Source organism: Lysinibacillus sp. GW821-FHT14F06, assembly GCF_058803665.1.
Genome location: NZ_JBXAPF010000001.1, coordinates 298,485 through 317,947, shown reverse-complemented (window position 1 = coordinate 317,947; position 19,463 = coordinate 298,485). Strand labels below are relative to the sequence as shown.

The window sequence follows — 19,463 nt, the reverse complement described above, 5'->3', positions numbered from 1 at the left end:
CTATATGAATAATGCTATAATAGAAGAAATATTTATTTTATTTAAAGAAGGTAAGTATATGGAAATACGACAGCTTGAATATTTTTTTATCCTGTGTAGAGAGCTTCATTTCACAAAGGCTGCCGAAAAATTGAATATTTCTCAGCCTACGCTAAGCCATCAAATTAAAGTATTAGAAAACGAACTTGGCATTCCACTATTCGATCGTCTAGGAAAAAAAATAGCTATTACAGATGCTGGTAAGATTTTGTATGAGCAATGCACCCATATATTTCGAGCCATTGATAATACAACAAACCAAATTATTGAGCTTAAAGAAGTAAAAGCAGGAAAATTAGTTATTGGAACTTTACCTGGTGAATTAACAAATTTAGTGTCAGATTATTTGTTAGACTATCATCTGGAATATCCTGATGTGCAAGTCTGTATAAATAGCTCGGATGATGTACTAAAACAATTTAAAGACAATAAAATTGATTTTGCTATCTCCTACAAACAAGAGTATTTCGATTATGAGGAGGAGCAGCTTAAAATCATTCCACTGTTTACGGAGGAACTACGATTCGTTGCTCATAACAATCATCCATTAGCAGCTTCTAAAATAATTCCATTCCAGGATATTTTAGAGCTCCCACTTATATTATTTCCAACAATCCACCAATGTAGAAAAGTAATTGATAGTGCCGCTCAAAAGGAAAAGCTTCATGTCAAGCCTAAGATAGAGACAGCTAGTATTGACGCTATTTTTAAACTAGTAGAACAAAATGTTGGGGCAACGATAATTTCCAAAACACTTTGTAATTTACATCAATCAAATGCAATTTGTGAGCGCCCAATATGCAATCCGCCTTTAACACGAGAAATTGTCCTTCTATATAGAAAAGATAAATTTATTAATTTTGCTGCTAAAGCCTTTATTCGCCTTATAGTTGAAGATCTTGAAAAAGCAGGATTGACCATTTCAGAAAACAGTAAACGGTTAATTCAATTTTTATTAAAATCCCCATAACAATCAGAATCCTCCTCATTCAGTCATTTGTTTGCTGAATGAGGTGGATTCTTTTTCTAAAACAAAAAATGACTAAGCATTTTTCCTAGTCATCCATCTTGTTATCTTTTCATTGTCTTAGTTTTTGCAATTGTATAGAATGGTTTGATTTTATTGACCTAATAGTTCTTCAACCACATGAAAAGCCATACCACATATGAAATGGCACAAGGCTTTTGAAAGATAATCAATACTGCTTTCACTCGACCGTATTTCGATAGAATAGCTTAAGCTGCGCAACGATCATGATGCTTATCACTACAAGTAAAAACCAAGAGCTTATTTTACCAAAATGAACAATTTTCCATGATATTTCTTGATTGGGATATGACCATGCCCCAAAGAACGTAGCAATATTTTCAGCAATCCAAATAAAAAAACCAATCAAAAAAAATGATACAACAATCGGCATTTTATAGATTTTATTTCGCACTGTAAATTTAACAATCGTACGGTAAAACACTATAAAAAGAACAGCCATTAAGAGCCAGCGAAAATCATAAATAAAATGATGTGTAAAAAAATTCAAGTAGATCATTGCACCAAGCGGGATTGCAAAATAACTTTTTGGCCAGTTAACGATTGCTAAGTCAAACCTGCGCCAAGCTTGACAAATATAGCTTGCCACACTGGCATACATAAAGCCACTATATAATGGCACACCCCAAATTTTTGACCACGCTTCCTCTGGATATGACCAAGAGTTAAAATTCACTTTATATATTTCTAGCACAAGCCCAATCATATGAAAAAGAAAAATAACTTTCAATTCATCTTTTGATTCCAATTTAAATTTATACATAACATATTGTGCCAAAAGACAAATGATTAATATAAAGTCGTATCTGGATACACCAGGTATTTGAATTACATTTGAAAGTGCAAGAGTAATAAATATGACTACAGGAAAAATACAGGATAATGATTGATGATAAACGAAATAAACTAGGCTTATAACAAAACTCTTCAAATTAATTCACCTCAATAGAGCTAACTTTAGATTCTTGTTAGAAGAATATAAGATATTTTATCAAAAATCAATGTTTTTTTATTGATAATCAATAAATTTATTGTTATTTAACTTGGAACTAAAAATTGCGAGAAACGTCTTTTCTTTTCTAAATTCGTGGTATTATGTATGAATCAAAAAACCCGATAGTTAGATTTTCGCTAACAATCAGGTAATTAAATTCCAATATTAATCTTTTCAACTTTACTATCTTGACAGAACCTTATTGTTAATTATCCATTTTGAATAAAGATCATCAAAATAATTATTCTTCGATCGATTTAAGTTCAACATTTAAATAATTTTGATCATTTTTTTACCTGTGCAACCCTACAATCCAAAATATTTTATATAAATAAAGGCTTCCAAAATAGCTTATTTTACTGAGGCTGCCTGCTTAAATACAATTCTTCACAATTTCTCATCCAGTATGAAAAAAGCTTCCCTATTTAAATGTTTCGCACATCCATTTATAAAATTTTTCCTTTTCTTCAAATTGTGGATAATGAGCTGACTCTTCAAAAGAAATAAACTCCTTTTGATCTCCTTCAATCACATCAAAATAATTTTTTGCTGCATTAGAGGATGTCATGGCATCGTATTTACCCATTACAAAATAAAAAGGTAACTCAAGTTTGGTAACTATCTTAGGTAGTGGCTTATCAAAAACCTCTTTAACAAGTTGTGCTTGTGTCTTAGCTACTCCATTGTTATAGCGAATAAAATCCAACAAATTATATTCACGACTTAATAGTATATCGCCATCCGACATATTAATAAGTCTTGTAGCGCCGCCGTACTTCCCTACATAACCTCTTGGAGCCGCTGACTCTCCAGCATGTATTTTTTCAGTGATTCCCTCTAAGTACTTCACATCTTCTGTATTTCCAGCTTTTTTTGCTTCACTTATTGTATAATTCAAATTATCTATTTCACTTTCTTGCATATTACTCACCTGACCAGTTCCAATATAGGCTTCATATTTTTCTGGAGCTTTATAAGCAGCCATTGTTCCTAAATATGTACCATAAGAATGACCTATTAAGATCACTTTCTCTTTATCAAATCGTTTTGAAATATAATCCGTAAGATCTAATAAATCATCTACAAGTACATCTGCCGTTAAGTTAGAATAATCCTCCTTAAAATGATACGATTTGCCGCTTCCTCTTTGATCGTAATTAACGACAGTGAAATCCTTTTCTAATAAGTTTTCGTACTTTGCATAAGGAATTTCGGACACACTCGGTCCCCCGTGTACATATATAATGACCGGGTTATTTTGATCACGACCTCTAATCATGATTTGCTGTTTTGTACCATTGATCTTAACTTGTTCTAAAACGCTAATACTGTTATCCCCTTTTATATTCGAAGTCCATGTAGGTCGAAAAAGTACTAATAATAGTATTAATATAATAATTACTCCAATATATTTTAATATTCTCTTTATATTTTTCATCTAATTCTATTAATTCCTTTCTGCTTAATGCAAACTAAATTTTGATCCAATGCACGCCCTTATTTAGAGTAATTTTCGGAAAATCTTATTGCGCTAAATAACCTATTTGCTTGTTATTTTGAAATGATTTTAAGCGGTTATTTTTTACCTCCCTATTAGTTACTCTACTAATAAAAGGGAATATATTGTAGTGCCGGCAAGTCATTAAAAAGTCATTAGTATTTAAAAATAAAACGACAATTTATGACCTTTGGCTAATACATATTACTTCGTAAGAATAAGTGGCTTTTTGGAAAAGTTATTGATAGCGAAAACCCAAATCCCATGATATTAAATCTGATAATAAAAAAGAGCGTAGATAAAGTCAGTTGAACTTTATCTACACTCTCTTACTTCAATGTTTCTTATCTGCTATAAGACTCTCTTCCATTGCTTTAATAATAGCCGAAGATCTGTTTCTTACGTTTAATTTTGAGTAAATCGCAGAAATATAGTTTTTCACAGTTCCAATTGAAAGAAACATCTTTTCTGAAATGTCTTTATTGGATAGTCCTTGAGTTAAATATTTTAAAACCCTTAATTCTTGATTATTTAAATCATATGGATGATTTATAAGGTTATCGTCAAGTTGTTCTGGGTGCTCGTTTTTCTTTATTTGTATCTGACCAAACACCTCTTTTGCTAATTGTTGAGGAATGAGGGAACCTCCGTGATACACCATTTTAATTCCCTGAATTAAAAATTCTGGATCAACAGCCTTTAATATATAACCATCTGCCCCTACATTTAAAGCATCCAAAACGTGAGAAACATCTTGAAAAGTAGTCAGTATTATCACTTTTATATGGGGCCAACGTTTTTTAATTTCAACTGTCGCCTTTACACCATCCATCACTGGCATTTGAATATCCATTAATAGAACATCAAGTTTTTCCCTTTCGCATAAATCAATTGCCTTTTCTCCATTTTCCGCAGTTCCAACAATCTCAATGTCAGACATGCTTTCAATTACAATTTTTAAACTTTTTCTTAAAATCTCTTGATCTTCAACTATTGCTGCTTTAATCACCATCATTAAACTTCCTTTACTATTGGTATGTTACACGTTATCCTCATGCCATTATTCGATTTAGAATGAAAGTTAACCGTTCCCGCTAATGCCGATATACGATCTTTCATGGAGCGTAATCCAAATCCTAAATTCAATTCATCACAACCTTTCCCATTATCTTCAATAAGAACAATTAATTCTTCTTGTTTAAACGAAATATTTACTTTAATAAAAGTTGACTGCCCATGTCTTTTCGCATTTGTAAGCCCTTCTTGTATACAACGAATAATAGCAAACTGTACTCTTTCACTAACTTTGGTAGCTTCCCCTTCGACATTCAGTTTTATATCTGTTGCTGTATGTTTCATAAAATCAGCAATCAATTCTTTCACCGATTCAACAAGAGTTTGATGATTCATCGGCGACATAGAATGAATTGTTTTTCTCACATCGTTTAATCCATTTCGTGCTAAATCCGAAATCTCTTTAATACTTTTTTCTGCTTCTTTTTTATCTGCCTGATACAGAAAAGGAAGAGCATCTAAACTTGTTATGACAGATGTAAAAATATGGCCTAGTGTATCATGCAAATCTTGTGAAACTCTATTTCGTTCCTCCTTAATCGTTAATTCCTCGATCCTTTTTGAATAATATTCCAAATTCTTGTTTTTTTCCTCAATAGAGGCAATTAACTCTTTATTAGCGTTATTGACAATGGTCATCCTACCTAAACAAAATCCAATACCATAAAAAATAATTGTGTCAATAAAAAGGGCAAAGAAATCCTTATTAATGAAGAGACTGCCAGCCCATGTACCCACTACTAAGAAAGGTCCTAACCAAATTAACGGCTTAACTTGACAAGCATATGCAACAGTAAGGATTGGCACGAGTAGAAAACTATAAGTCACTGATATTTCATGCTGACTTGATAAATAAATAAACAAAGAACCCGTTAACAACAACTCGGTCATTAAATAAAATTGGAACTTTATAAGCCCAGGTCGATAAAATAAATGGGGCATTATATAAGAACAACTTGCCCATAAAAGTAAAATCCACTTTTCTGAATCAATCGTACTAATGAATATCGCATAGCCATTATATGTAAACCATGTCGTACGCATAAGAAATAAAAAATAGTCCAACCAATGCCATTTCCTTTGATCTATTATTGCTTTCATACTTTTATTCTCCCATCTTCGGTGTGTCTACCATCATTCCTATATCTAAATATTTCAAATCATACTTGGTGATGATAAATTAACTGAACTGTCGTTTCAAAGAAGTTAATATTTTCCAATTCTTTTTTGTATGTATTTGGCTGGTTCGCCAAGCTACTATCCTTTATAAAATTTCGGATTAATAATCCTTATTTTATACAAATCTCCATAGGCTTTAAAGAAGGCTTGAGCCATTTTAATATTATTAATTTTGATGCCGTAGATTGTATGAGATTCTGGTAACTTAATGCGTAGATGGTAAGTTCCCTTTCCTTTTCCTTTAATCCTAGATGGGATTGTAATGGGTTCTAATGTTACATTGCCTATTTCTTTTAAGGTAAGGAAATCTCCCTCGTAATAATCCCACTCTCCATATATTTTAACTAATCCAAATCTATCAAAATCCCATGTTCGAAGATCTAAAACTCCAGTAAATAAAATTAATAAAAATACGGTTGGGATAAGAATTCTTTTATATTATTTCATTAATACAAATTCCTTAGTTTTTTTTGAGAATTTTATGAGAATTAATTTATACAATAGATCAATACCTATATTAATGATTTTTTTATTAATTGGAATGAAATCTAGTGGTTTTGCCCTGCGATATGAGATGGATTAAAAAATGACAAGGAGCTAGAAAAACTATGATGTTTGCAAAAAAAAAATCAAAGAATTTTAATTACTTTTCTGAGACAAACTATTCAGATATCCAAACAAACGAACGCTTTCAAGAAAAATTAGATTTCCTCGCTTTGACTAAAATTAGAAGAGACTCTGTAAGCTTTCTACGTTCTATTTACCAAGATAACCGTAAAGACATTTTAGATAAATTCTATAATCGGTTATTAGAAATTCCTGAGTTTAAAAATGTCATTAACACACATTCTACCGTTGATCGTTTAAAAAGCTTATTTGATGCGCACTTCATTAGCTTATTTGAAGATGAATTAAATATAGAATATGTATTTAAACGTCGTAAAATTGCCTTTACACATGCACGTATTGGGGTATTACCAAACTGGATGATTTCAGCGTACACATTATTCAATCAACTAATCATTCCTTTAATTGTAACCAGCCTATCACATCATCAAGAAAAAATGCTTAATGTCCTATTAGCTTACGATAGCTTAGTAACGATTGATCAACAAATAATCGTAGAAACGTATATTGAAATCCAAGGGAGCTCTGTTGTCAATGGTTTAGGGGAAATTATATTGTATAATACACAGCTTGACACCATCAAAGAACTTGTGCAATTTCAAGATGTTCAGCAAGAGGATATTATTGCTGTGAATAATTCTATGCGTCATTTAAATGCAAACATTGAAGAAGTTGCTACTTCTATTGGTGATATTTCTGATGATACGAAAAATGCTTTAGAAGAGTTAAATCAAGATTTAGAATCATTACAACATGTATCATTTATTTTACAAACAACAGACAAGGGTCAGAAAATGATGCAGGAGGATATTAAAAGTTTAGTGGAACGTGTTAATAGTGTAGCAAAACTAATGGAACTTATTAAAGGCATCGCCGATCAAACGAACCTACTTGCGTTAAATGCATCGATTGAAGCAGCTCGTGCGGGTGATGCTGGTAAAGGTTTCGCTGTTGTTGCTGAGGAAGTCCGTAAACTTGCGGATGGAACGAAAACATCTGTTCAGTCAATTAACGCTGATATACAAGAGTTATTACACATCACGAACAATATCAGTACGTTAACAAACCAGTTCTCACAAGATCTGCACAAAGGCGTAGTAGATACGTTACATATTACAAAAACTCTTACAGAATTAAATAAAAACCTACAGCAACAAGGGACACGCTTCGAAGAAATCGCCTCAATTGCGAAAGTACAGGCCATATCTGCATCTGATATTACAGAGAGTAACAACAATCTCACGGAGAGCATGCAGAAAAGTAAGAAAATTGTCTTTGATACAGGCTCTGCGATCTATAAGTTAAGTCAAATGATTGAGAACTATCGCTCTTCGACCATTTCGAAAAACTTCATTATAGGGCAAGAAGATATTATTGAACTAGCAATTACTGATCACTTATTATGGCGATGGAGAATCTATAATCTGTTGCTTGACTTTGGGTCAATAACAGAGCAGGACATTGGCGCCCCTCATGAGTCACGCCTTGGTGAATGGTACTATGGAGTAGGTAAAAAGTTGTTTGGGAATGAACACGCTTATATAAACCTAGAACAACCATTTATTTATGTACTTGATATGGCGAAAAAAGCTGTACAAGAATACAATCATGGTAATAAAGTAGAAGCCGAAAAGTATTTAACAGAAATCACCAAAGAATCGTCTATCGTTATCGAGAATTTAAGAAAGCTAACACAAATTCTTGTGAACGAGAAACAGCAATATCTTAATTAAATGGGTTTATCTCATATTCCAACCCCTTCAGTATCAAGTCTTTATGCTAGTATTGCGATTATTATATTAGAATGATACTTAAGTCAAAATTTTTTCAAAATCATCACCAACTTTTTTTCTCTTCATATTCTATAGAATCAGATTGAATTTTGAGGGGGAAACGTATGGGGATTGAATTCACAGCTCTCCATTGGATTTATGTTGTTTTTATTGTGCTTATCATTGGATTTATGGTTAAACGTCGCGATACCACCCTCATTTGTGTACTAGGCATCTTCATGCTGGCGATTGTTGCTACTGGCGATTTAACTTCATCCATTAGTGGTGTTTTTAACAGCTTTATTTATGCCATTACAGAGCTGTTATCGACCATTCTTATTATTTCAATTATTGTTGCCATGAGCAGGGTGATGATGACTTCTGGTATTAACGAGGTCATGGTGGCACCTTTTACGAAAATCATTAAAACACCTGCACTTGCCTATTGGACAATTGGTCTATTAATGATGTTTATCTCATGGTTTTTCTGGCCATCACCTGCTGTCGCATTGTTAGGAGCGGTACTCTTACCTGTTGCGATTCGTGCGGGCCTTCCAGCTCTTGGCGTTGCGATGGCTATGAATTTGTTTGGGCATGGAATTGCACTATCAAGTGATTTTGTTATACAGGGAGCTCCAAAGCTTACTGCAGATGCTGCGGGGATTCCTGTTGGTGAAGTTGTCTCAGCTAGTATCCCTCTTGTTATCACAATGGGCGTAGTAACGACAATTGCTGCTTATATTTTTTTAAGACGAGATATGAAACGGGGGACTTTGCTACTAAACACTGCCAATGACACAGCTGAAAACATGGAGCAAATAACAGTGAAAAATTTACTGTCTGTTGGGCAAAAACGTTTCTTTGCGGTGCTTATTCCAATCGCCTTTATATTAGACGTTATCGCTATGTCGGTTTTCAAGCTACAAGGTGGGGATGCTACTGCCCTAATCGGTGGGACCTCTGTTTTTATCTTACTTCTGCTTAGTGTTGCTGCTCATAAAAAAGAAGGGCTTGAAAAGACTACAAGCTATTTGATTCAAGGATTCCAATTCGGCTTTAAGGTTTTTGGACCCGTTATTCCAATTGCCGCTTTCTTCTATCTTGGAGATGCTGGCTTCACACAAATTATTGGAGACCACTTACCCAATACCTCTCATGGCATTGTCAATGATCTCGGTGTTGGTCTTGCTGCAGTAGTTCCGTTAACAAAGGAAATTGCGGTCATCACTTTAGCTGTCGTCGGTGCCATTACAGGGTTAGATGGCTCTGGCTTCTCTGGCATTTCCTTAGCCGGCTCTGTGGGCAGTTTGTTTGGCAACGCAATTGGCGGTGGGACAGCAACCTTAACAGCCCTTGGCCAAATTACAGCGATTTGGATCGGAGGAGGTACACCTTCACCAGCATAAGACATATAATTAAGACCACCCATCGAGTGGTCTTAATTGGCAAATTTCTAAAAATTATTTCCATGAATAATTCAGGATTATTATCAAATCCTTAGTTTTTCTTTTATTAATTTATGACCTCTTTAAAGCCTATTCGATGAATGATAAGACGATAGCCAGAGTATCCTTCTTCGTCCAGAAACTGCTCATATTCTCCATAGACAATTATAGGTGTATTGTTTTTATATGCGTGTTCCATGTTTCTGATAATTTTTTCTTTCACGTCAGGGTTAGCGCCCTGAAAGTGACAATTTATAAGCTCAGAGTATTTACTTAGATAAAAAGATAGAGTGCCATCACTATGTTTTTCGAGTCCATCTGGAGGATTACCGGCTGTCCACAATAGAGTATTACGCATTGCATAATAAGCTTTCTCCATTCCTAGTTCTGTAAGCAGCACCTTTGTATATTTATCTTGATCCTCAAAAGTAGAGTCCAGCTCTAACGTATCAAGACGTATTGCTCCTACGTTGTCATACTTTTCAAAACTAGAATCTTCTCCGTCTAAAATGTCCGACTCTTTAAGTTCTACTACAGTTGATTGATTTTCTCCGATAGCAGTATGCTCAGGTGGTATCATATAATCTGAGCCGCCCCGTTCCTCTAGTCGTTCTTTCGCTGCCTCCAGGCTGTCTTCACTGAACATAGACTCTACCTGTTCTTGCGTATAAATTTCCTTTTCAACTTCACCCATAGACTCTTCTTTTGTCCCAGAACTACACCCTGCAATAACTATAACTAAAAGTGCGACAATTGTTATAACAACGCTTTTTATTTTCATATTACATACTTCTCCCTCTAGTTCAATTTTGTTCAAACTCTTTTAATAATACCTCAAATAAAATTTACTTGTATAACTATTTCCATTTATCATTTCAACCAATTTTTGATTTATCAAGACCTAATTTTAAAAAGATAGAAAAATTAAAGGGTTCTACATATTAGATATGACTAATATGTAGAACCTTTTCTTCTTTTACTAAAGCACCCCGTTAGTTGAATAAAAACAGCGACACTTATTCCACAATCGCGCCCTATCGAATAAGCTATTGCATGATGTCCTCATATTGTTCAGTAATGAATTATTTTTAAAATTTTAACCATACTAACCTTGCTTTAGCTAAAATAAGAAAAGGATGTGTAAGTATGGGTATTCTGGGTGGAAATCCAAAAGATGAACCGTTGCATTACGGTGAAGTATTTAGTGTTTGGACAAATTTAATCACAGATTATGGTATAATTTCTGGCTATCAAACGTTTTATAATCATGCTGGTGACGAAGATCTTAAAAAAATTATTGAAGATATAATTGAACTTTGTAGAGATGAAGTAAAGCAATTAGAAAAGATTCTAAAAACGAATGGAATTGCCTTACCTCCAGCTTCACCAGAAAGACCAGTAGCAAGAATGGAAGATATTCCTCCAGGTGCTAAGTTTAATGATCCAGAAATTAGCGCTGCTCTTAGTGCCGACCTAGCTGCTGGATTAGTTGCATGTAGTCAAGCAATGGGGACTTCTACTCGAGAAGATATTGCCTTAATGTATGGTCAATTCCATGCAGCGAAAGCTCTAATCGGTGCAAAACTACTACGACTTAATAAAAATAAAGGTTGGTTAGTACCACCACCATTACATGTAGATTATCCAGAAAAGTAAAAATAATTTAACTGATAAACTGTCTCCCCAGTTTAAAACTGGGGTTTTTTTAATGTATAGAGAACCTTATTTTACACACAATAATCTTGAGTGTATCGCACGCACTGGCTATGACGTTGGTTGACCGTCGCAGCTTTTTTATTTTTAAATCTATTTCAAAGGCAATGAACTATATAGCCCATGTTAACTAATCATATAAATAGTAGTGTTAAGCTAAACTAGTTTAACTTGGCACCTCCGAATTTCGTTACTAAGGGTCACTCCATCCCAAGTGACCCTTTTTATTTCATTGTAATAATTTAAATTCAAATCACATATATTACCTCGGGATAGCATTCTTTTGCATTACCCCAAACTTATCGCACGCGCTATCCCTGTAATTCTCCTCATATCCGTGCAGTGGTTGACTGTAGCATGTGAAAAACGTTACAACTTTTTATAGACATTAATAGGTAATCATCTGTACAAATATGTGTACAATGTCATATTTATATAGTGAAAAGGCATTTAATTTTCTCCTACCTTTTTAAGAGTCACTGAAGGACCAGCAGTGACTCTTTTTTAATTTCCAAAGACTATTACCTATCCAAATTTAACTCTCATAACATATACATAGACTATCACTCATTTAAAAGATGCTCTCTTTAGCCATCCCTTTGAAAAGCGATGGCTTTTTTTAAAATCAAGCGCCTAACTTAATTTAATTTATTTCAAAGGCAATAAACTATATAAACATGACTATGGCGTCATATAAATAGTAGGGTAAAGCTAAAATGCTTTACACCTTCAAAGTCCTTTCCTTTCAAAGGGTCACTCCGCCTAAGTGACCTTTTTTATATCAATTTCCTCTTGCTACACAATATCTTTCTAGAACACATTTGCTGCTGGCACTTCCAATGCCCATTTCCGTCCTTCTGGGCTGTTAAGCCAAGCCTCAATTTTTGAATTACTATTCTCTTTACTCCTGATTTTTCTTTAAGTTCAAGCAAAGGTAAGTATTTATGAGCATTTCGACCATGTATACGCACTTCATAAACACCTCCAACTAATTTTCCACTCCTACGCTGTGTAAGTGTTGCTACATGTTTGATTCTTTGATCTACAGTTACAGACCAACTGCATTTACAGCTCCGTGTAAAGATGTCGTCTTCAATTATTAAAGCTCCTTGTGAAGGTTCTCCGCCTACCTTGTCGTTACCACACTCTGGACAAGTTGAGTATTTTTTTTGTTAATTCCATTGCATCTCTCATATCCATTTATTTTCATCCCTTCTGTACAATATTGTTCAAGTATGCAAAACCACTTTTAAAGATGTTAACTAAAAAGACACAACTCCTTTTATAGGAATTGCGCCCGATTGTGGAAGATTATAAGCATAATTCTTGTTAAACTAAAGCAGCCCGTTAGTTGAAGAACTAATTTTACGCATAACTCCCTTATAATTGTTGTATGGTACTATATTATTCCGCATGTTCTTTCATTAATTTATCAAGTGCTTTACCATAAGCATCTTTGTTTTCCTTACTTAACTCATAAAGTACGCTTTTCCAATTTTATCCATATATACCTGATAAATGTGGAGTACTTTTTAGTACAGCTTCTTGCATATTTGGTTTATCCTCTTTACTAGCGTCTTTAATAAGCTTTGTTGCTTTTCTTGCATCTGTTACCCCTACTTGTATGTCTTTGTGAATGTCTTTGTATTTATCAGGAACTTTACATATTCCATATTGTCTAAAATCTTATCCATCTTGTTTGCTGTTTTTAAAATATCTTTTTCTTTTTCTTTGTCTTCCATAGCTTTCATCGAGTTTACTATGAATAAATCCTTCATGTATTGAAACTCTACTAATTGTTCACAAATAGAATAGGGATACTGTTTCTCTGATATTACTGTTTTCATTGTTGATTTGCTTAACTGCTCAGTCTTAGGAGTAGACTCTTTATTTTCTACCGCACAACCTACTAATAATAGAATAGGTATTGCTAATGATACGAGTTTCGTTGCTTTCATTATATATCCTCCTTTTAGAAAGTATTGTAATTCTACATGAGTGTCTTGATTGAATGAAAGTTTTTTAAAAGTATTTACTGTATAAATCTTGTCTTAGCTTTCCGCTTAGTTGAGCGTATATCTTTGTAGTCTCACTCTTTTCATGACCCAGAAATTTGAATGACATCAATTGGCGCAACGTTATTAATCATATGCGTTGCATAGCTGTGTCGTAATTGATGCTGATGTATACTCTTTTTTATACTAGCACGATTTGATATGCGCTTGATAATATATCATAAATTATCAATGCTCATTCGCCTTTTCGGCCTTCTGTCCGTAATAAACAAACAAGGTTCCTTATCCTCTCGTTCATCTAAATACCTTTTTAACCAAATTGAACAGCGGGTATTAAAGTACACTTCCCTTTCTTTATCACCTTTCCCTTGTACAATTAAAATCGATATCTTCTCGATTTAATTTTACAACTTCACCAATACGGCAGCCGGTTGAATACATAAACTCAAATAGTGCTTTCTCCATCGTTGTTTGACAAGCTTCCCTTAGATGTTCTATCTCTAATTCTGAGAGAAACTTAGGAATCCTTTTACCTAATTTCGGCTCTTTTAATTTAGCTGCAGGATTTTTTAGAATATAACCTTCTTCATGTGACCATCTAAATAGTGATTTAACACAACGAACTCTATGTCCTAAACTTGAAGGCTTTAAGTGGTCTCCTGATCGTATTAAATATTCTTTTAATCTATATGTATTAAATTCGTTCATATCAATATCACCAAAAAATCGCAATAATAGATTGTATTGAAAACAATATGTTTTTAATGTAAGTGATGAATATCCCTCGATTTTTTCCTGTTGATACTTTTTCCACGCTTCGGATAATAACATGTGTCTTTCACTCTCCCACCTATAAATCTATTAATTCTAGATTCTATTATGTTCAATGAAAGATTTTTCCATACAAGGATATTCAACAAACAAAAAATTATTGATAGTTTCGAACTTTAATTAATCAAAGAGGCACTTTCCTTGTTTCCAGGAAAGCGCCCTTTAATGGAATAACTAAACTTGCATTTGGGAACGTTTTTAGGTATATATGTGTATATTTTATTCTACAATTTTTGTTTGGTTGTTTAATTTATATGAGTGAATATAATTTACTGCGTACTTTACTAAAAATATTCCTAAGACTCCACCCAAAACATTAAATAACAAATAGATAATATCCTTATTACCAAAGTTGCTTATAGTAATAGTAAAACCAGACCACCCAAGTAAAAGACGGGCGACATCTATCACTAAACAACTTAAAATAACAATAGAAATTGCTTTTTTGTTACTTTTTAAATTGAAAAGGAGTAATAAGGAAATCCCAAACGGTACAAATATAATAACATTATAAAATAAAGCTGAATAACTCCAAATAGAAATATTAAAGTGCATCGTATCAAATATTCCAAACCAGTCATTCGTTGAAATAAAGCTACTACTATTGTCTGCTGGATTTTGAGGGAGCGTGAATCCACCAAATTTAATTTGAACTAAGCTTATTACGTAAAAAATGGCTCAACACCAAAATCTGTTCTTGCTAAAAAAGAATACAAAAAAACATCTGTATCCGCTAGAGTTGAGAGTACGACCAAACAACACAGCGAGGTATACAGATGCACTCTCATTCTATCAAGGATTTATGGGATTTACCAGAACTAAAAATTACCGCAACCACTAAAATAAATCACCAAATTTTCATTGATGTCATGCCAATTAAATCTAAACAGGCTTGTCCAATTTGTGCATTTGAAAATACGACTCGTCGTGGAATTGGCTATGTTCGAAAAGTGCGGCATCTCGAAGCGTTTGGTTGCCCTGTTTACTTGAACTTACCTGCCATTCGTATGTCATGTACAGCTTGTTTTGCACATTTTGTGTGGGCATATGAGTGTGTGGCACCGAAAAAACGATACACAAAGGCATTTGAAGCCACGCTGCCGAAGCAGGCAATCGGCGCTACAATCACGCATACATCACGTGTGGCAAACACACCTGCTACAACCGTTGCGCGTATCGTCCGTTCATGGAAAATGGAGGAAGCTACACGTGTCCAAAAAACTTGTCAGAAAAAAGCATTGGCGTGTCACAATCTCGTGCTAGGCATTGATGATTTTGCCATTCGTAAAGGGCATACGTATAACACGGGTCTCCATGATTTACGTGGTGGGACATTTTTAGATATTATTCCTGGACGAAGAATCGAGGAATTACTCGCCTATTTCAATACACAATCTACTCTTTGTGCGCTGAAGCCTGTCGCGATTGTCATGGATTTGGCAAAGGCCTATCATACGTTTGCGAAAAAGATGTATCCTGCAGCGATTCGTATTGCCGATCGTTATCATGTCAATTGTTACGTAACTGAAGCGCTTCAAGCCGTACGAAAATCCGTTCAAAAGCAGCTAGCACCGTATGCCAAAAAGGACCTTAAGCAACACTTCCGAATTCTTGGTAAACGACGTGATCAATTGAAGAATGATGAAAAAAATAGCCTACACCGACTGCTTCAATACGCCGAAATCCTGCATCAAGTCTACAGTTGGAAAGAAGCCTTTATCGAATGGTACGACTGTAGTTCCACGTATGAACTGGCGAAAAAAGGCTTCGGACGTTGGCTGGCGCAAGGTACTACAATCAAGCATCCAGCCGTGGAATCCTGTCTGTCAACGATGCGCAATTGGCAAGAAGAAATCTGTAATTATCATCAATTACGCTTTACTAATGCGGCAGTAGAAGGGAAAAATAATCTCATTAAAGCGCTGCAAAGACGCCATTTTTTCACACGCAATCCGCAGCACTATAAAGAGACAATTTTACTAGAATGCAATGCCGAATAGATTCAGTATGGCTCTTAGTCAAGCACACGTTTTGGTGAAGAGCCCAAATTTAAATATTAATTTTCGTACTATTCCTTTTTTTATATCTGAAATACATCGAAAAATATGTTCCTACCAATGCTAGTAGAAAAAAACACAATGCTAGTTGCAAAGTAAAATTCAATAAAAGAAAATAGCTAATACCAAAGTTGCAAATCACTATACCTATCAACGATTTTAAGTTGTCTTTAAAATTACTGAAAAGTGGAATTATCAAGGGTAATAATATAGAGCAACTAATCAATAACATACCTACTAATCCAACGATTAAAACAATTGCCATCATCGCTCCAGCTCCGTTATCTAAATCATTTACAGTAACTAAAGCATCATTTTGGAATTTTTCTATAAACAACTTTGAACAAATAAATAATACGAATAATATAAAGGCTGTAAATAAATTGATTTTCACACATAGCAAAGAACTGTATTCTTTGAACTTGCGAGTTTTCATATATATCTCCTATATCCAATTTTATCTAAATTATATAGATAGACGGTAATTGAAAATGTAAAGTTGCATTTGATTAAAAAAGTCCCCAAAGCGTCGTTAGGTAACATTGCATAAAAGTCTTTTATTCTGAAATATGGCCCTTTCCATGAATAAAGACGCTTTCCTTATTTCAGAAAAGCGCCCTATTATGGAAAATGTATAACTAATATTTCACCTGCAAATTATCTTGTAGTATTTTCTCTGCAAGTTTAATGTTTTCTTTTAGAAATAAAGGTAGTTCCGTATGTGCAAGAACCTCTGATGTAGTCATCCAAATAACATCATCCACTTCTTCAGTACTTTTAGCGTAAGGTTCTCCAGATTTATGATGACATAGGAAAACTATATCGATTACATTTATCCCTGATTCTGTCACGAAGGAGGAGCTATTTACATATTTAATGCCTGTAATTTCGCTACCTACTTCTTCAAAAACTTCTCGTTTTAATGTTCTTTCCAGAATATCAGACGAATCACCTTCAATTTCACACTTTCCTCCTACTAATGAGAGACCTCCACCAGCATGCTCCTCCTTTTCACTTCTGCGGATTAAAAGCCATTTCTCATTGCGACGAATTGCCCCTTCTACATTTACTACAAACATAAAATACCCCCTAAAATTTATACTTTATCCATAAACACTTGGCCCATTTCATTTCGTAGATGCATTTTTTTCTGCAGAAATGCGACCGGTTATAGAACCTTCAAACAATATCCCATTAATCATATCACATACCAATTATTACCACCGCGACCTCAATGATCTTCAAGTAAAGCACCCCGTTAGCGTAACAAAATACTGCCGATTGCGGAGCAATAACGATACCTATGGTTCCCAACGTTCTCGACTCAAGTAAAAAAATATTAGGTATCTCTCTTAATTCGGTTTCCTTCTCGATGGAAACATGGGTTGGAGCGATAGTTGAATATGAACGTTATCAGAAGCGTTCTACTAGTCATATTGTGAGTACAGCGCAAGCATATCATCAGCACAGCCAGCTGTGATCGTATTTGCTTGTTCAGCATGTTTTACCGCCTCAGCGTAAAGTTGTAGATTAAAACTAACAGAAGCCATTATTAAATGCCATTCAGCGTCCGTAATTCCCTTATCAGAAACAGTTTGCAGCAGCCTGTATACTTGGTCAAATGGATTGGTCTGGTCAGAATAATCTTGCAGATAATTCAATGCCCTTGCAAATGCTAAAATCATTTCATATGACCACTGTTCCTGAGGGTACTGCTGCAGGATTGATTTTATTTCATTATAATTACCTACAAGCTTCATTACATCCATCTCTGCCTCAAGATCGTTTATATACTGCATGTCAATCATTCAGCTTGCTCCCTTCTATATTCATGTGCCAATTTTACTAATTATTGATACATGATGTAAAAGAGGATTTCGTCTTATTTTTTGCAATCCTGCCCGTTAGCTTAATGCCGTTCCCAGTCTAATGCTATATTTTCTCAGTCTACAACTTTATTTTTCAGTCTAATACTTTATTTCCCCAAGACACCTGCTTGTTCAACTAACCTGCCCCTTTAGTTGAATAAGAAGGGGAGAATAAAGTTCTCCCTCATAACTTCTTATAAACTTCTGCGTAAGAAACTTTCAGTTGTTCCCTTAATTGCTTGTTTTCTTCTTCTAACTTTTGATTTTTTCTTTTTAGAGATGCAATGAGGGCATCTTTATTTTTTCGTTCATTTTTAGCTTCACTTGTTTTGGTGTAGGTACTTGTGATTGCTGATTTCGTAATGTTTCAATTCTCGAACGGAAGTCCTTATTGTTATATAAGGTTGCTTTTAAAACATCAGCTTCACTCGCTACACTGTTAAAGTTTATTTTCTCATTGGCTCTTATGGGCCTTTTAATGGCTTCATCTACCTTTTGAGAAGTAGTAGCTTTACGATTAGCATGAATCGCTTTTAAGTGGGCAGAGCGGTCATATTCAGACATTTTTAACCCCCAACTTTCTTTTCATTCGATCTTGTCTACCGAAAATAATATTTCCTTCTTGAAGAGTACTTAAAATGTTTTGGTAACGTTGTAGATTCTTTTGGTTTTTCTCCACAATATCTTCTCTTCCTCGTTGTTTTGCTATTTCAATCGCCTTTGTGGTTGTTTTTATATGAAGTTCATATCTTCCTTATCTAACTCTGAAAAACCTACCGCTAAATCCTTACATGGTGTTTGATTATCACCACATGTTAGACAAGGAGGTGCTTCCATATGAGGGCAGTTTCCGTTCAACCGAGCGTGACACGTTCCATAAGGGTTGTCCATCGCATTTAGCTTATGATCCTGCCATAATGCATCCAATATGTCAGTTGGAATATCTTCTCCCGCCTTCATTTCTTGTACTTCACCGTTAAAGTCAAAACTGAATACCCCTTGTTTTATGACTAACTCAAACGCTTTTCTTAATAACCTGGCGTATCTTAATGTCATTTCGGAAGAAGAGTGAGCTAAAAGCTCCTGTACCGTTAGAATATCTGCACCACCATTTAACATCTTCACCCCATAAGTATGTCGGAATTGGTGGGTTTTAAAATGAAACAAATTGCCATTTTCGTCAGTGATATTTTTTTCTTTGCTAATTAAATATTACTCGGTCTAAAGACTTCACTAAACTGAAGGCTACATACATTGCAGCCAAAAAGAGTCATTATATACATATTAAACTATATTTTCAATA

General features: G+C 34.4%; 12 protein-coding genes and 6 pseudogenes. 5 read left to right on the top strand and 13 right to left on the bottom strand.

The window, feature by feature from the left end:
- The first annotated feature begins 58 nt into the window (after positions 1–58).
- Positions 59–1,009, top strand: a complete 951-nt coding sequence (locus tag AC1RNS_RS01565) for a LysR family transcriptional regulator (protein WP_492990280.1) — start codon at positions 59–61, stop codon at positions 1,007–1,009.
- A 238-nt stretch (positions 1,010–1,247) separates the two neighbouring features.
- Here the strand turns inward: AC1RNS_RS01565 and AC1RNS_RS01560 are convergent, their stop codons facing one another.
- The 4 genes from AC1RNS_RS01560 to AC1RNS_RS01545 form a co-directional block, all read right to left on the bottom strand.
- A complete protein-coding gene (locus AC1RNS_RS01560; RefSeq protein ID WP_492990279.1) occupies positions 1,248–2,018 on the bottom strand; it encodes a DUF817 domain-containing protein in 771 nt (256 codons plus the stop codon).
- A gap of 484 nt (positions 2,019–2,502) precedes the next feature.
- Positions 2,503–3,519, bottom strand: coding sequence for an alpha/beta fold hydrolase (locus AC1RNS_RS01555; RefSeq protein WP_492990277.1), 1,017 nt, complete (start codon positions 3,517–3,519; stop codon positions 2,503–2,505).
- Positions 3,520–3,913: 394 nt separating this feature from the next.
- A complete protein-coding gene (locus AC1RNS_RS01550) occupies positions 3,914–4,591 on the bottom strand; it encodes a response regulator transcription factor (RefSeq protein ID WP_492990276.1) in 678 nt (225 codons plus the stop codon).
- A gap of 2 nt (positions 4,592–4,593) precedes the next feature.
- The gene (locus AC1RNS_RS01545) at positions 4,594–5,754 is read right to left on the bottom strand and encodes a sensor histidine kinase (RefSeq protein WP_492990275.1); all 1,161 of its coding nucleotides are present in this window, start codon (positions 5,752–5,754) and stop codon (positions 4,594–4,596) included.
- A 686-nt stretch (positions 5,755–6,440) separates the two neighbouring features.
- Between AC1RNS_RS01545 and AC1RNS_RS01540 the strand changes: the two genes are divergently transcribed.
- A complete protein-coding gene (locus tag AC1RNS_RS01540; protein WP_492990274.1) occupies positions 6,441–8,192 on the top strand; it encodes a protoglobin domain-containing protein in 1,752 nt (583 codons plus the stop codon).
- Between the two features lie 164 nt (positions 8,193–8,356).
- Positions 8,357–9,631: pseudogene (locus AC1RNS_RS01535) on the top strand (hypothetical protein); the annotation flags it as partial.
- A 112-nt stretch (positions 9,632–9,743) separates the two neighbouring features.
- Here the strand turns inward: AC1RNS_RS01535 and AC1RNS_RS01530 are convergent.
- On the bottom strand, positions 9,744–10,457 hold the full coding sequence (locus tag AC1RNS_RS01530; RefSeq protein ID WP_492990273.1) for a hypothetical protein: 714 nt from the start codon (positions 10,455–10,457) through the stop codon (positions 9,744–9,746).
- 365 nt (positions 10,458–10,822) lie between these two features.
- On the opposite strand from AC1RNS_RS01530, the gene AC1RNS_RS01525 reads away from it, so the two are divergent.
- Positions 10,823–11,332 carry a DUF3231 family protein gene (locus tag AC1RNS_RS01525; protein WP_492990272.1) on the top strand — a complete coding sequence of 170 codons (510 nt, stop codon included), beginning with the start codon at positions 10,823–10,825 and terminating at the stop codon, positions 11,330–11,332.
- Positions 11,333–12,165: 833 nt separating this feature from the next.
- Here the strand turns inward: AC1RNS_RS01525 and AC1RNS_RS01520 are convergent.
- The 3 pseudogenes from AC1RNS_RS01520 to AC1RNS_RS01510 form a co-directional block, all read right to left on the bottom strand.
- Positions 12,166–12,546: pseudogene (locus AC1RNS_RS01520) on the bottom strand (DUF3797 domain-containing protein); the annotation flags it as partial.
- Positions 12,547–12,793: 247 nt separating this feature from the next.
- A pseudogene (locus tag AC1RNS_RS01515) lies at positions 12,794–13,347 on the bottom strand (hypothetical protein).
- Positions 13,348–13,411: 64 nt separating this feature from the next.
- Positions 13,412–14,235: pseudogene (locus AC1RNS_RS01510) on the bottom strand (tyrosine-type recombinase/integrase).
- A gap of 776 nt (positions 14,236–15,011) precedes the next feature.
- On the opposite strand from AC1RNS_RS01510, the gene AC1RNS_RS01505 reads away from it, so the two are divergent.
- The gene (locus tag AC1RNS_RS01505) at positions 15,012–16,235 is read left to right on the top strand and encodes an ISL3 family transposase (protein ID WP_492990271.1); all 1,224 of its coding nucleotides are present in this window, start codon (positions 15,012–15,014) and stop codon (positions 16,233–16,235) included.
- A gap of 49 nt (positions 16,236–16,284) precedes the next feature.
- On the opposite strand, the gene AC1RNS_RS01500 is transcribed toward AC1RNS_RS01505, so the two are convergent.
- The 5 genes and pseudogenes from AC1RNS_RS01500 to AC1RNS_RS01480 all read right to left on the bottom strand — a co-directional run.
- Positions 16,285–16,728, bottom strand: coding sequence for a hypothetical protein (locus AC1RNS_RS01500; protein WP_492990269.1), 444 nt, complete (start codon positions 16,726–16,728; stop codon positions 16,285–16,287).
- Positions 16,729–16,930: 202 nt separating this feature from the next.
- Positions 16,931–17,371: an NUDIX hydrolase gene (locus AC1RNS_RS01495; RefSeq protein WP_409368969.1), complete on the bottom strand. Its 441-nt coding sequence runs from the start codon at positions 17,369–17,371 to the stop codon at positions 16,931–16,933.
- A 348-nt stretch (positions 17,372–17,719) separates the two neighbouring features.
- Positions 17,720–18,100 (bottom strand): hypothetical protein, encoded by a 381-nt coding sequence (locus AC1RNS_RS01490; protein WP_492990268.1) that lies wholly within the window; start codon positions 18,098–18,100, stop codon positions 17,720–17,722.
- Between the two features lie 244 nt (positions 18,101–18,344).
- Positions 18,345–18,724, bottom strand: a pseudogene (locus AC1RNS_RS01485) (DUF6262 family protein).
- A pseudogene (locus AC1RNS_RS01480) lies at positions 18,717–19,366 on the bottom strand (tyrosine-type recombinase/integrase); the annotation flags it as partial. The pseudogenes AC1RNS_RS01480 and AC1RNS_RS01485, both read right to left, overlap by 8 nt.
- Positions 19,367–19,463 lie beyond the last annotated feature (97 nt).